This window comes from Phocaeicola sp. ICN-14070 (assembly GCF_037892625.1).
In the GTDB taxonomy this organism is placed as follows: domain Bacteria; phylum Bacteroidota; class Bacteroidia; order Bacteroidales; family Bacteroidaceae; genus Phocaeicola; species Phocaeicola plebeius.
The window spans coordinates 16,072-31,553 of sequence record NZ_JBBKBF010000047.1; the positions used below are offsets into that span (position 1 = coordinate 16,072).

At 44.4% G+C, this 15,482-nt stretch carries 9 protein-coding genes; 3 read left to right on the forward strand and 6 right to left on the reverse strand.

The genetic code is table 11. From position 1 onward, the window contains the following. Positions 1 to 3: 3 nt before the first annotated feature. The 6 genes from WKT20_RS12470 to metG all read right to left on the reverse strand — a co-directional run bounded on the left by WKT20_RS12470 (position 4) and on the right by metG (position 7,607). Positions 4 to 1,053 carry a glycosyltransferase gene (locus WKT20_RS12470; RefSeq protein WP_304184169.1) on the reverse strand — a complete coding sequence of 350 codons (1,050 nt, stop codon included), beginning with the start codon at positions 1,051 to 1,053 and terminating at the stop codon, positions 4 to 6. Next, positions 1,050 to 1,967, reverse strand: coding sequence for a glycosyltransferase (locus WKT20_RS12475; RefSeq protein WP_304184171.1), 918 nt, complete (start codon positions 1,965 to 1,967; stop codon positions 1,050 to 1,052). The genes WKT20_RS12470 and WKT20_RS12475 overlap by 4 nt, the downstream gene beginning before the upstream one ends. 1 nt (position 1,968) lies before the next feature. Beyond that, positions 1,969 to 2,988, reverse strand: coding sequence for an exopolysaccharide biosynthesis protein (locus WKT20_RS12480; protein WP_304253319.1), 1,020 nt, complete (start codon positions 2,986 to 2,988; stop codon positions 1,969 to 1,971). Between the two features lie 12 nt (positions 2,989 to 3,000). Further along, positions 3,001 to 3,963 (reverse strand): glycosyltransferase, encoded by a 963-nt coding sequence (locus WKT20_RS12485; protein WP_304253317.1) that lies wholly within the window; start codon positions 3,961 to 3,963, stop codon positions 3,001 to 3,003. A gap of 57 nt (positions 3,964 to 4,020) precedes the next feature. Next, positions 4,021 to 5,466, reverse strand: a complete 1,446-nt coding sequence (locus tag WKT20_RS12490; protein ID WP_118026092.1) for a lipopolysaccharide biosynthesis protein — start codon at positions 5,464 to 5,466, stop codon at positions 4,021 to 4,023. A 98-nt stretch (positions 5,467 to 5,564) separates the two neighbouring features. Further along, positions 5,565 to 7,607, reverse strand: coding sequence for a methionine--tRNA ligase (gene metG, locus WKT20_RS12495; RefSeq protein WP_022054295.1), 2,043 nt, complete (start codon positions 7,605 to 7,607; stop codon positions 5,565 to 5,567). A gap of 582 nt (positions 7,608 to 8,189) precedes the next feature. Between metG and WKT20_RS12500 the strand changes: the two genes are divergently transcribed. Genes WKT20_RS12500 through WKT20_RS12510 form a run of 3 tightly spaced genes read left to right on the forward strand, consistent with a single transcriptional unit; the run spans position 8,190 to position 15,375 of the window. Further along, positions 8,190 to 10,187, forward strand: a complete 1,998-nt coding sequence (locus WKT20_RS12500) for a family 20 glycosylhydrolase (RefSeq protein WP_340417455.1) — start codon at positions 8,190 to 8,192, stop codon at positions 10,185 to 10,187. Between the two features lie 13 nt (positions 10,188 to 10,200). Continuing rightward, positions 10,201 to 13,782 (forward strand): glycoside hydrolase family 2 TIM barrel-domain containing protein, encoded by a 3,582-nt coding sequence (locus WKT20_RS12505; protein WP_340417456.1) that lies wholly within the window; start codon positions 10,201 to 10,203, stop codon positions 13,780 to 13,782. 51 nt (positions 13,783 to 13,833) lie between these two features. Continuing rightward, positions 13,834 to 15,375: a sulfatase family protein gene (locus WKT20_RS12510; protein WP_445323286.1), complete on the forward strand. Its 1,542-nt coding sequence runs from the start codon at positions 13,834 to 13,836 to the stop codon at positions 15,373 to 15,375. Positions 15,376 to 15,482: the final 107 nt, after the last annotated feature.

Sequence of the window (15,482 nt, forward strand, 5' to 3'; positions counted from 1 at the left end):
ATGCTACCGGTTAAATCTTTTTAGCAGGACTTCCGAAAGTTCACGGCTGTAATTTTCCAGGTTGTAGGTCGTTTCTGCAAGTTTTCTACCGTTTTCTCCCATTTTGAGGGCTTGTTCCGGATGGTCATGCAGATATTGTAAAGCCTTTTCCCATCCTGCCACATCACCGTAATCTACTAACATACCGGCTTGTTCCAGTTCCAGATTCATTTCAAAGTTGGTGTTTCGGGTTGAAATGATTGGAAGCCCGAGTGCCAGTGCCTCTACCAGCGTAGTTAGTCCGACAGTGTAAGGATAGTTAAGGCAGGAAATGACGACAACTTTTGAGCGAGCTACCTCCAGTGCTAACTGATACGGTATGATACCTTCTACTATGTGGATATGGATATTGTTTTTCCCTTGAAACCGGTTGGTGATTTCCTCATATTTCTGGTCACCGTTAGCTGGGGAAGTATAGAGGTCGAATTCCAGTCCGGTATGGCTGAAAGCCTGGAGTAAGGTTGCCAGATCTCGATTTTCCTTTCCTGTAGAGATGAACTCTTTGTCTTTCGCCTCATTCCGCATGCGGTCGTAGAAGTCCAGATCGGCCCCCCAATGGATAAGGTACATGTCTTTTTCTTTTACCTTTCCAGTTTTCAGGGAATCGTCTATTAATGCCTTGCTGAAAAAGAACATACAGTCTATACCCTTATAGAAAAGGCGGGAAAGAAGATTTTTCAGCCAACCTTTGCTTTGGGGGACGGCTTGGTGATGCCAGACGGCTATTGGTTTACGGAACAGGCCGAGAGCTCGTAAGAATATGAGAAGTTCCAGTCCCCGGTAAGAGGTGCCATAAACTACATCATAATTTTCTTTACACCTCAGAATGGCGTGTAGGTTATACCACATCAGTTTCCAGCGTGAGGTGAAATGTTTGTATGGGTGAAGCACTGGGTCAATCCCGTTTTTAGGGAAGTGGGTAAGTCCGTATAGGATATGTCCAGGATGTGTATGCTCCTTCCATTCTTTTAGGGCAGAAGCAATAGGTCGGGTGTGGTAATAGTATATTTTCATGCGCCGAAGTCTCCTTTCAATGTACGTTTGATGCGTCGTATGGCCTTTGCCATGAATGAATTGGTGCGGGCATAGTAGCGGACATAGGCATTACGTGCCTGTATATTTTCTTCTATAGGGGAAATCTTTTTTACAGGAAGTCGCTCCATGTACAATTCGGATGCGTACAATCCTCCTCCGCCGCAGTTGGTACCGCTTCCATCGAATCCTTCGTTTTGCACCAGCGATTTCCCGACGTTAAGCGAGAGTATGCCTTTTAGAAAAAGTGAAGCATTCCAGCGAATGGCCCATGAATTATTTTTACCTTCAATTTGCCGGCGCAGCATACGGGTGTAACCATATTTGCCGTTAAAGTCGAAGGTATAGGTAAGCTTTCTGCTTTCCAGTTCTGTCAGCAGTGCCTTTCCGTCGGCATTGAAATGTTTCCAGGCGCGGTCCCAGGTACCCCAACCCCAGCTTCCGGTCCATTTAATGAGAAAAGTATCGGGCAGGGAGGGGTCATGAGTAAAATCACAGGCCTGGATATGACCTACCCGCTCTTCATCACGATAAGTTTCCAAGGCATCATTCATGAACTGCAGGAAATGAGGGGCCACGACGAGGTCGTCTTCCAGTACGATGACACGACCGTAACGGTTTATCAGGGTTGTCACTCCATCGATGATACTACGGGCGAGTCCCCAGTTTTCCGCACGTTCGGTAATGGTTATTTTCTTGAATCCTTGTATTGACCGGATAAAAGCGCGTACTTCTTTTACGGCAGCCTGTGATGTTTCATCTTTTGCCGCATCCGAATAGATAAACAATTCGCTTTCGGCTGCCAGTTCATTTTTCAGTAGTGCCTGGATATTCCGGCGGACATGTTCCGGACGGTTATATACAAATAGCAGGATAGGTGCGTAGGTGTTCGTCATTTTATTTGAGGGATTTTACTAATTTAATGATTCGGTTTCCGAAGTGTTTCCAGTTGTTCTCATCCAGAAAGCTCCGATAGTCTTCAAAGGATATGGGAGTCGTTTTATAGCAAGCGACCGTTTTTTCTATATCCTCGTAGTTATGAAACGTGTAGACGTTCAGGCGCTTTTCACGTGCATAATCCTTAAATGAACCTACTTCTGGTCCGATAATCTTGCTTCCGAAAGAGAGTGAATCCATCAGAATTCCTGAACTCAGCACCGAATCAGGACAATAAGGGGCAAGCACAAACGCCGATTTCCGGATATAGTGTGCCAGTTCCTCGAATGAAGGGCTTTCACAGATAAAAGTGACGTTCGGGGGCGCTATCTGGCGTATCTCATTGGCTAATGAATTCGGTGAACATTTTCCAATAATACATACTTTGAGGTCTTGCGGGTTGTTCTTCAGATAGGAAAGATATTCCAGTACTCCTTTATAGGGTGAGATGTTTCCCCAGATAAGTATGTCGTATTCCGGTATTTCTGCAGGTAGTGATTCCGGCAGACGGTTTTTGGTAGGATGATGAAGGAAATGTATCTTTCCGGCGGCATAGGGATAATGAGCCTCAATCATTTTCACACCTTCGGTGGCATGCGTCAGGATAAGGTCCGATTTTTGTGCGATGAAGCGGGTGAGGAATTTTTTCAATCGTGCATGGCCTCCAGCATGAGGCTTTTTGTTGTGTAATACCCATACTATTTTTCGTCCGCATAGTTTCAGCAGTATGACGAAGCAGACTGCCACAACAGACTGCAATGGTCCGTATTTGAAATCGGGAATACTTTCAAACCAGTTAAATATAAATACATCTCCCCACCGTTTGGGAGGCAGCAGGCTGAACAATGGGTTCTTGTGTGGCGGATTGACCACTTTGGATACATTTTCCTGTTCTAATGCAGCTACAAAATCACGGATATAAGGATTGGCCTTTTGGTGAGGAAGGATGTGCAAACGTGGAAAAACGGTGAAGCGAATCATATTCTTACGATTTTAACAGATGATGAACTGGCTGCAGTCGCGAATGAAATACAATGGTGTGAAAAATGACTTGATACATGATTGCAGCGGGTTGTGATAGGGATAAAGCTGTTTACGGTTGTGGCAGCAGAGCATACAGCTTTGCAGAATGCCCCATAAATTCCCTTTTTTCATGCAACGTATAATTTTTGCAGCTGCATAGTCTGTAAAGGGGTAATCGCTTAGAGCCATGAAATAACGTTGGGTAATTTTGCGCTTATCCTTATTGCTTAGGGTTTGTACTGCGGATACCAATCCTTTCAGCAAGCTGTAGTGGCTGCTGCTCAGATAAGAAGTGGCTTGGGGATGACGGCGCCAGTACACCAATGCTTCATTTATGAATCTTATAGGTCCGCAGGTCACGGCTGCCAGCATCAACAGTGAATCGTAGGATATACGATGTTCCTTTTCCACAGCTTCCATGAAGCGCGGAAGGATGGTGCGGCTGAAAAAGCATTCATGACCGGGCACATAGGGTTTCATCAATAGGAAAAGCGGGTTATAAAGTACGTTGGATGAATTTTTCATTCCCAGGGAGTGTGTGATGTCTGTTGTGAAGAGCTGGGAATTGTGGAATAACAGGCTGTAGCCTTCGACGTGTTTCATCAGTACCTCAATCTTGTCGGTACGCCAAATGTCATCCTGGTCGGTCGAGGCAATGTATTCTCCTGTAGCCCGGGTGAAAGCGGTTGAGAAATTATAGTTGAAGCCCAGTGACTGTTCGTTCACAAACAGCTTTACGCGGGAATCCTTCTGCTGGTATTCGCGGACAATTTCAACTGTACGATCGGTAGAACGGTCATCCTGGATAATCAGTTCGTAAACGGGGCAGGTTTGGTTCAGGATGGATTCAATCTGTTCCCGGAGATATTTCTCTCCGTTATAGGTACACATTACTACCGAAACTTTTACCTGTGGCGTAAGGGCTTCTTTCATAAAAGGTTTTATTTGTAATTTCTATCTGCAAAAGTAATAAAGATAGATAAACTTATCTTATTTTTTTCTTGTCTTCTTCAGCAGATAGCTGAGGCTTTCCTTGAAGGTTTCTGAACCGCATATCCACATCAGTCCTCCATAGAGTATGGCTGTAACGGTTATCTTGGTAAGGATGAGCAGATAGATGTCAGTTATATGCCCAGTGATAAAGTAGGCCGCAGCTATGGCAAGTAGAGCTATACCAGCATACGGAACTACATCTTTTAGTGCGGCCCATAGAGAAAGTTTTATCTCACGGAACACAAAATAATGCCATACAAACAGCCATCCGATATTAATAGCCACATAGACTGTCAGCATGTTTTTCAGTCCGTACGGGCTGAGTATCAGCATGGCAATCAATTGCAGGATGCCCAATGTGATGGTATTCCACATGAAGATATTGGATTTCCCTTTGCTGATAATAAGGTTTGAATAGAGGGCTGTAATGGGGATAAATGCGCCACCTATTGCAAGTATTTGCAGGATATGTGCGCTTGGTAGCCATTTGGCTGTGATGGTAATCGTAATCAGTTCTGGAGCGATGAACGATAATCCCAACATGGAAGGAAAAGCAATGAAGGCTGTGAATCGGAGCATTTTGCGGAAAACGCGCTGCTGGCGTGTCTGGTCGCTTCCTACCTGATTGAACATGGGCTGTGCCACACTGCCTACCATGCTGCTGATAAAGGAGTGCCCCATGTAGTTCCATTTGTTGGCTTGGTTAAATTGTCCAACTTCTTTTTCGGAATAGTATTTCCCTAAAATGATGGAAAACAAGTTATTGTTGATATGATTGAAGATATTGGTTATCATCAGTTTGGCACTGAAGTTTACCATCCCTTTCAGAGGTTTGAAACTGAATTTCAGGGTGGGTCTCCAGGGTGAAAAACTCCACAGGCAGATGTTCAGGACGCTGATGTAGACAATGCTTTGTGTTGCAATGCTCCAGTAAGAACATCCCAAGCAGGCCATAATGATTCCTACGATGCCTGAAACGGCTAGTCCGCTGATGCTGGCAATGGTTTTTTGTTTGACCATCAGGTTGCGGAACAAATAAGCGTTCTGTGAAATGCCCAGGCTGGAAATAACAAAGCCTAAAAAAGCATATCGAGCCAGAGGAATCAGATTTTCATTGTCGTAGAAATCGGCTATCAGTGGGGCACAGAAAAACAAGATGAGGTAGAGTGTGACACTTATGGCGCTGCTGAACCAGAATACAGCGTTGTAATCTTCGTGGCGGATTTCTTTCTTGTTGGCAAGTGCCGAAGTGAATCCGCTTTCCTGAAGAGATGCTGCAATGAGAGAAAAGATACTCAGCATACCTATCATACCGTAATCGGTATCATTCAGAATGCGTGAAGTCACGATTCCGAATATCAGGTTCAAGAGCTGCATAGCACCGTTATTGATGCCACTCCAAAACAAGCCTTTCGCCGTTTTTTCTTTAAGTGACTCTGCCATATTTGAGGATTGTGTGGAGTTTATGAGGAAAAGAAAATTGAGAATGGCGGGATTCTCTTATCCGCTCATTCTCAATTTCTTTAATTATTTAAAGTAGATTATTTTACTTCGCTTCCTGGTTTTACTTCGTTCAAAGTAGTGGTAACGGACAATGAACCGTCAAAGTTTTCTGCGCTGAGAATCATACCTTCGCTCACCAGGCCGTTTTTGAACTGACGAGGAGCTAAGTTGGCGATAAACAGCACTTGCTTGCCTACCAAGTCTTCCGGTTTGTAATGCTGAGCAATACCGCTGACAATGGTACGGTTTTCCAGTCCGTCGGCAATCTTGAATTTCAGCAGCTTCTTCATCTTAGGTACATTTTCGCATTCCAATACAGTACCTACACGGATGTCGAGTTTCTCAAATTCTTCGAAAGCAATGGTCGGTTTAATCGGATTAGCCTTGTAATTGGCTGCTTCGTTGGCCTTCTTGGTAGCCAGCAATTTATCTACCTGTGCCTGAATAACGTCGTCTTCAATCTTTTCGAACAACAGTTCAGGCTTGTTCAGCTGATGGCCTTCTGCCAGCAAGTCTGTACGTCCCAGCTGTTCCCAGTCGAAGCTTTCCATGTTCAGCATCTTGCGCAGTTTTTCAGAACTGAACGGCAGGAACGGTTCAAAAGCAATGGCCAGGTTGGCAACCAACTGCAGTGAAATGTTCAGGATGGTAGCCACACGTGCCATGTCGGTTTTAGCCAGTTTCCATGGTTCTGTATCTGCCAAGTATTTGTTTCCGATGCGGGCCAGGTTCATGGCTTCTTTCTGTGCGTCGCGGAATTTGAACACGTTCAGCAGTTTTTCTACTTCTTCTTTTACGTCGGCAAATTCCTTCAGTGTTTCACGGTCGTAGTCGTTCAATTCACCACAAGCCGGAACCTTTCCATCGAAATATTTGTGAGTCAGCACCAGGGCACGGTTTACGAAGTTACCGTATACTGCTACCAGTTCGTTGTTGTTACGAGCCTGGAAATCTTTCCATGTAAAGTCGTTGTCCTTAGTTTCCGGAGCGTTAGCAGTCAGCACGTAGCGCAATACATCCTGTTTGCCAGGGAAATCCTGCAGGTACTCGTGCAACCATACTGCCCAGTTGCGTGAAGTTGAAATCTTGTCACCTTCCAGGTTCAGGAACTCGTTAGAAGGTACGTTGTCCGGAAGAATGTAGCTTCCTTCTGCCTTCAACATGGCCGGGAATACGATACAGTGGAACACGATGTTATCTTTTCCAATGAAATGAATCAGGCGTGTTTCAGGGTCTTTCCACCATTTCTCCCATGAATCGGGCAACAGTTCTTTTGTGTTAGAGATATAGCCGATAGGTGCATCGAACCATACATACAATACTTTTCCTTCTGCACCTTCTACCGGAACCGGAATACCCCAGTCAAGGTCGCGGCTCACGGCACGAGGCTGCAGCCCCATATCCAGCCAACTCTTGCACTGTCCGTATACATTCGGACGCCATTCCTTGTGATCTTCCAGAATCCATTTGCGCAACCAGCCTTCGTGTTTGTCAAGTGGCAAATACCAGTGTTTGGTTTCCTTCATGACAGGCTGGCTTCCGCTGATGGCACTTTTCGGGTTTATCAGTTCTGTAGGAGAAAGTGTACTTCCACATTTCTCGCACTGGTCGCCGTAAGCACCTTCTGCATGGCAGCGAGGGCATTCTCCCGTGATGTAACGGTCAGCTAAGAATGTGTGAGCTTCCTCGTCATAATATTGCATGGAAGTTTTTTCGATAAACTCATGCTTGTCATACAATTTACGGAAAAAGTCAGATGCTAACTGATGGTGAGTGGGTGAAGAGGTACGTCCGTACACATCGAATGAGATACCGAACTCTTTGAAAGAATCCTTGATGAGGGTATGATAACGGTCTACGATATCTTGTGGAGTTACGCCTTCTTTTTTGGCGCGGATAGTGATGGGCACTCCATGCTCATCCGAACCTCCGATAAAGAGCACGTCTTCTTTTTTCAGGCGCAGATAGCGCACGTAAATATCGGCCGGCACATAAACCCCTGCCAGATGGCCGATATGGACCGGACCGTTTGCGTATGGCAGAGCCGATGTAACGGTCGTTCGTTTAAAGTTCTTTTCCATATACGTATATAGTTTATTCTAAGTTGCAACCTTACGATGTGCAAAGATACGATTTATTTGGAAATTATTCTTTTTTGAGGCGTGCGAAGCGAATTTTTCGGGATGCGATAAAGCATAAAGTCAAATCTCTTGGAATAAAGTTACTTTTATTGGAGAGATTTTTATGTTTCCCATGAGGGAAACATAGGTTTCTCAATGCGGAACCGTATGTTTCTGGTTCGGAAAACGTAGGTTTCTCTGTGGGGAAACGTAGAAAATATAAAGGGATTCTTCAAAATGGGCAGAAATGTTCTATGTTTCATGTTCGTAAGCATGTTCCGTTTATTTCCGAATCTTATTAATAGATATTTTTAAGACTTAAAAATCAGTCTTTAAAAGTGATGAAGAGAAGAAAAATGCATACTTTTGTATTCGAAACTAAAATCCTTAAATAAATAGTATGAGAAAAATCGCTGGTTTTATTTGTTCATGGTTTAGCGTTTTCTTAATCAATATAGATTATAATTTTTAGTATGAGTGCCGTTGATTTCTGCAGAAACGGTTATTTCTTAAGATAAATATGTAAACTTTAAATTTGATACAATGAGACATTTGATTCTATGTAGTGTGATGTGGTTGTGTGGGCTGATGATGGCCGTAGGCCAGAATGTGCCACAAGTGATTCCTGCCTTGCAGCAGTGGAAATCGTCAAAAGGAAAACTGGTACTTCCAGAAACAGGGAAAGTGATTGTATCTTCGGATGAAGAAAATGAGCTGAAAGGAGAGGCCGAAATCCTGGCGCAGGACCTGAAGGAAATGTTTGGTTGGGAGTACAGCGTCGTAGTAGGAAAGAAAGAAAAAGGAACTGTCTATCTGACTTTGAGTAAGCCGGACAAAGCTTTGGGTGAAGAAGGGTACCGGATGAATATTCAGGGTGAGGTTACCATTGAGGCACCTACCTCCAAAGGTGTTTTCTGGGGTACGCGTACGTTACTTCAGATGATTCATAATCAACCGGAGGGATTGATGAAAGGACGGGCTACAGACTTTCCTTTGTATCCGAGCCGAGGATTTATGATTGATGTGGCTCGTAAGTTCTTTACGATGGACTATTTGCGTGATTATGTCAAGATTCTTTCGTTCTATAAACTGAATGAGTTGCAAGTACATTTGAACGACAATGGCTTTGTGGAATTTTTTGGGAATGACTGGAACAAAACGTATGCGGCTTTCCGTTTGGAAAGTGAACGTTTCCCAGGGCTGACAGCTAAGGACGGTTCTTATACAAAAGAGGAATTCCGTGATTTCCAGATTATGGCTGCACGTTATGGTATTAATGTGATTCCGGAGATTGATGTGCCTGCTCACTCATTAGCCTTTACACAATATAATCCGCGTCTGGCTGCTGATAATAAAGAATATGGTATGGACCATTTGGATTTATACAAACAAGAGGTGTATGATTTTGTGGATACCTTGTTCGATGAATATCTGTCGGGCGAGAATCCCGTGTTTGTAGGACCGGAGGTGCATATCGGTACAGATGAGTATAACCGGAAAGAATCAGAACAATTCCGTCACTTTACAAATCATTATCTTGATTTTGTATCGAAATACGGTAAGACTCCGCGTTTGTGGGGAAGCTTGAATGTGATGAAAGGAAATACACCTATTGATTTGAAGGGCAAAGTGGTGAGTGCATGGAACTATGATTGGATGGATGTGCAGACTTGTCTGGATGCGGGTGCCAAGGTCGTGAATTTGTGTGATGGACTGTTGTATCTGGTGCCTGCAGCACATTATTATTATGACTTCTTGAATTATCAGTGGCTGTATGAAAACTGGATGCCGGAGATGATGCGGATGGACGATCCGAAGATGACCGTACGTCATCCTAACTTCTTGGGTGCAATGCTGGCGGTTTGGAATGACCGTGTGGGTAATGGTATCAGTGAGCAGGATGTACATTACCGTACCTTCCCAGGCTTGCAGGTGGTGTGTGAAAAGATGTGGAAAGGTGAAAATGCAGATAAAGTGCCTTTTGAACAGTTCATGGCGCTTTGCGCTACTACTCCTGAGGCTCCGGGTGTAAACTTGTTGGCTAAGGTAGACAAGCAGACTACACTGATTGAAGCAGGAAAAGAAGTGACTTTGTCTGGTACAGAGGTTGTAACTACGGAAGTAGATGAAATAGGCTATCCTTATGCGGTGGAATTTGAATTGTGTCCGGATACGACGCCTAATGTTGATGCCATATTGTTCAAAGGTCCGCATTCAGAATTTGTTTCCAACTGGCAGAATACCGGTAAGTTTGCTTTCCGTCGTGATGGCTATGAGTTTGTGTTCCATGCATATCGTTTGCCTGCCGGACAATGGAGTAAAGTAAGAATTGAGGGTGATGTAAAAGGTACTTCTCTGTTTGTGAACGGGCAGCTTCAGGAAAGATTGGAAGGTCGTGTCGGAGAGGTGTATAACGAGAAAAGGCAGCGGAAAGATCGCTTCTGGTATCAGGAAACTTTAATTTTCCCCTTGAAACAGTTGGGGGATACCAAAATGGGATTTAAAGGAAAAGTTAGAAATTTAGTATGTATTCCACTTTAATATTGTAAATGCTATGATTAGAATTTATCGTTTTTTGATGGTCCTGGGACTTCTGGTATGGATGGCTCAGAATGTATCTTCGCAAAGCAGATACGATAAAGACAAACTTTATAATGTGTTCCCTGCAAAGGTATCAAATAAGGTACTGGGTTATGATAAGGGTTCGTCTGTAATATTGAAATCATTGAGTAAGGACGACCAGGCACAGCAGTGGAACATTAACGAGCTATCGGGAAGTTTCCGTTTGGTGAATGTATTCGAGGACAAGGCGCTGAGAGCTGATGTAGACCATAAGGCATTGGCCGTTACAGAGGTGAATGGAAGTGATGAGGCGCAGTTGTGGAACATACAGGAAACCGCAAACGGGGTAAGACTGGCTCCGGCTAATACTCCATCACTTATGCTGGTATGTCAGAAAGATGGCCGTCTGCAGTTGATGGATAGAAAGAAGGCTGAAACGATGGAAGCTTCTTTGTTCCAGATACGGGTAAGCGCTGTGCCTATGCCCGAAGGAGCGGGTATGGCTGCACGCGAAAAAGTGTACTGGGAAGATGAAACTCGCTTTGAAGAAAATAAGGAAGCAGGTCATGCCACGTACATGCCTTATCCTTCAGAGAAAGATATGCTGGCAGACAAGGCTTTCTATGACCGCCCTTGGGAGGAAGTACATAACTCTGCCTATATGCTGCTGAACGGTACATGGGCTTTTCATTGGGTGTCAGAACCTTCAAAACGTCCGCTGGATTTTGATAAGGAAGATTTCGATGTATCGGGATGGGACCGTATTCCTGTGCCGTCTAACTGGGAAATGCAGGGCTACGACCGTCCGATTTATGCTAATGTAGAATTCCCGCATGCCAACACACCGCCTTATATTCAGGCTCGTAAAGGTTTTAACGATGGCGGAAAGAACTATGGTATCAATCCGGTAGGTTCGTATGTACGTATGTTTAACTTGCCGGAAGGCTGGGATGGAAAACGTACTTTCATTCATTTCGGTGGTATTTACAGTGCAGCTTTTGTGTATCTCAACGGAAAATATGTAGGCTATTCACAAGGAGCAAACAATGTAGCTGAGTTTGATGTGACCAAGTACCTGAAACCGGGCGAAAATCGTCTGGCTGTGCAGGTGTTCCGCTGGTGTGACGGTTCTTATCTGGAATGTCAGGATATGTTCCGCATGAGTGGTATCTTCCGTGATGTGTATTTATATAATGTACCGAAAGTCAGCGTGCGCGACCATTACATTACTTGTCTATTGGATAAAGACAAGAACTATAAAAGTGGAACCATGAATGTGAAGTTGTCTTTGGATAACCGTGACAAGCTGAAGGGTACCAAGAATCTGCTGGTGCGTCTGTTAGATCCGGAAGGCCGTAAGGTAGCCGAATCGGAGGTGGCTGTGAAATACGCTCCTTCTTCTCCGGTAAGTACGGCTAATGTGTCATTCGATTTGTCCGGTTTGTCTTTGTGGACTGCTGAAACTCCTACATTGTATACTGTGCAAGTGATACAGCGTCAGGGAGGAAAAGATGAAATGGCTTTCTCTACGAAGTACGGTTTCCGTGACATAGAGGTGAAAGGGGCATTACTTTACTTGAATGGCAAACGAGTGTTCTTCAAGGGAACCAACCGTCACGATACGCATCCGGTATATGGTCGTGCGGTGACAACAGAGTCTATGCTGTGGGATGTGCTGACTATGAAACAGAACAATATTAATACGATTCGTACGTCTCATTATCCGAATGCAGCCAAAATGTATGCTATGTTTGACTACTATGGTTTGTACACAATGGATGAGGCTGACCTGGAAGACCATGCCAACCAGTCTATTAGTGACATGCCTTCCTGGATACCTTCATTCGTGGACCGTATTGACCGGATGGTGCTGAGAGACCGCAATCATCCGAGTGTGATTTTCTGGAGCTTGGGTAATGAAGCCGGAGGAGGAGCCAACTTCCGTGATTGTTATGACGCTGCTAAAAAGCTGGATAGCCGTCCGGTACATTATGAAGGTACACGCGATGGTAAGTCATACGGTGGTAACCGTTTCAGTGATTTCTATTCTAAGATGTATCCGAGCATGGACTGGATGGATGAGCATGTAAGTGCGTTTGAAAAACCGCTCTTCGTGTGTGAATATGCACATGCCATGGGAAATGCCATCGGTAACCTGAAAGAATATTGGGAAAGTATTGAAGGCAGTACGGCTACTATCGGTGGAGCTATTTGGGACTGGGTAGACCAGGCTATTTATGAACCGCATGAAATAAAGAAAGGTATTTACCGCCTGCATACAGGATATGACTTCCCTGGCCCGCATCAGGGTAACTTCTGTTCCAACGGTATTGTGCCGGCTACACGTGAGGAATCTCCGAAGCTGAAAGAGGTGAAAGCCATTTATCAGTATGTAGCCTTTAAGTGTGTAGGTACGGATGCTTCTCATAATCTGGTCAATGTGCAGGTACGTAACAAATATGCGTTCTTGTCATTGAAGGGGTTCGATTTGAAATGGGAAAGCGTGAAGAATGGAGTGATTGTGGGAGCTGACAGCTTGAAACTGGAAAATATCCTTCCGGGGGATTCTGCAGTATTGAATCTGAAACTGTCAGGAGTAAATTTGGCAGATGCCAAGAAGGCTGGTGATGAAGTGATGGTCAATTTACATGTACGTATGTTAGCACCTACTGTATGGGCTGAGGCTGGACATGAAGTAGCTGCTTGCCAGTTTGAATTGCAGAAGAGAGCCGATTTACCACAACTGACGTTTAAGAAGAAGAAAAATGAATGGACCATTCAGGAAACCGATAAACTGTTGATGCTTTATAACAAGCACCTCCGTGCAGCTTTTGATAAAGCTACCGGACAGATGGTACAATTGAACATGGCTGGAAAGGAAATCATCAGTCATAATGGCGGTTTCTTGTATGATAACCACCGCTGGATTGAGAATGACTTGTTTAAGGAAGTTGCTAACGGGCTGGATGCAGCCGGTACGTGTGAGGTAAGTGTGGATAAAGGAATTGTACAGGTAAGCACCTCTCGTGGCGGTTCTTTGTGTGCAACCAACATTGTGTACACATTTATGCCGAATGGAGTAATGGATATGGATGTACGTTTCTCTCCTCAGACTGCGAACTTACGTCGCTGTGGATTGGTTTGCCTGCTGGATTCTACTTTGACTCAGGTAGACTATTATGCACATGGTCCTTGGGAAAACTATGTCGACCGTAAGGATGCATGTCCTGTGGGACGTTACACACTGGATGCAAATGATACCGGCAAGTATGTGAAACCTCAGTCTATGGGTAACCGGGAAGGTTTGCGTAGCATGGATTTGAAGGATGCTTCAGGAAAGGGTATCCGTATCCAGACACAGGGTAATGTTTCTTTCTCTGCTTTACGTTATACGGATGAAGACTTGATGAATACCAAACATACTTGGGAATTGCAACCGCGTCCATACGTAGTGCTTCACCTGGATGCAGCTTTGCGTGGAATAGGAAATGCTAGTTGTGGTCCGGAAACCATGCTGAAGTACCAGATTCCGCAGAAACCGATGAGCTATAAGCTTCGTATATCTGCTTTGTAAGAATAGAATAACCTAAGTAGACTTATGAATAAATTTTATCCCGTTGCCGGTATGGTTGCTTTATCGGCCGTAACTACAGCCTGTCAGCAAACTGACAAGCAGGAAAAGAAGCAATACAATATTGTGTACATCATGACCGATGACCATACGGCACAGATGATGAGCTGTTATGATACGCGCTACATGGAAACTCCCAACTTGGATCGCATAGTCAATGAGGGAGTGCGCTTTACGAACAGTTTTGTGGCAAACTCGTTGAGTGGTCCCAGCCGTGCCTGTATGATTACAGGCAAGCATTCTTGTGGCAATAAGTTCTATGATAATACTACTTGTGTATTCGACAGTGCACAGCAAACCTTCCCGAAACTGTTGCAGAAGGCTGGTTATCAGACGGCGATTATCGGAAAGTGGCATCTGGAAAGTCTGCCTTCAGGGTTTGATTACTGGCAGATTGTGCCGGGACAGGGGGATTACTATAACCCTGATTTTATTACGCAACAGAATGCTACCATTCAGAAGCACGGTTACATAACCAACATCATTACCGATGATGCCATCGACTGGATGGAACACAAGCGTGATGACAAGAAGCCGTTCTGCTTGTTCATTCACCACAAGGCTATCCATCGCAATTGGATGGCAGATACTTGTAATCTGGCTTTGTATGAAGACAAGACCTTCCCTTTGCCGGATAACTTCTTTGATGACTATGAGGGACGTGAAGCGGCGGCTGCTCAGGAAATGAGCATCGTGAAGGACATGGATATGATTTATGACTTGAAGATGCTTCGTCCGGACAAGAACTCTCGTTTGAAGACATTGTATGAAAGTTTCCTTGGCCGAATGGATACCGCTCAGCGTGCAGCATGGGAGAAGTTCTATGGTCCTATCATCGAAGATTTCTATAAGAAAAATCCTCAAGGAAAGGATTTGGCCAACTGGAAATTCCAGCGTTACATGCGTGACTATATGAAGACAGTGAAGTCGTTGGATGACAATGTGGGTCGCGTATTGGACTATCTGAAGGAAAAAGGATTATTGGAGAATACGCTGGTAGTGTATACTTCCGACCAGGGATTCTATATGGGAGAACATGGTTGGTTCGACAAGCGTTTCATGTATGAAGAATCCATGCGTACTCCGCTGATTATGCGTTTGCCGGATGGCTTCACTCGTCGGGGAGACATTACTGAAATGGTACAGAACATTGACTATGGACCTACTTTCCTGGATTTGGCAGGAGTAGAAATTCCGTCTGATATGCACGGAGTATCTTTGTTACCGTTGCTGAAAGGTGAACACCCGAAAGACTGGCGCAAGGCTTTGTACTATCATTTCTATGAATACCCGGCAGAGCACATGGTGAAACGCCATTATGGAGTGCGTACAGACCGTTATAAACTGATTCATTTCTATAATGACATTGATACATGGGAATTGTACGACTTGCAGGCAGACCCGCACGAAATGCACAATCTGTATGGACAGAAGGAGTATGAGGCAGTGGTTGACGAGTTGAAGGCAGAAATGCTGAAACTGCAGGAACAATATGATGACCCCGTACGTTTCTCGCTGGAACGGGATAAGGAATAATCTGTAAGGAAATAGTTATAAAATGGAAAATGTCCGGATGGCTTTAGTGAGCGGTCCGGACATTTTTTGTGGTATGCTATAGGAATTTAGCTTCATTCTCAGCAGCT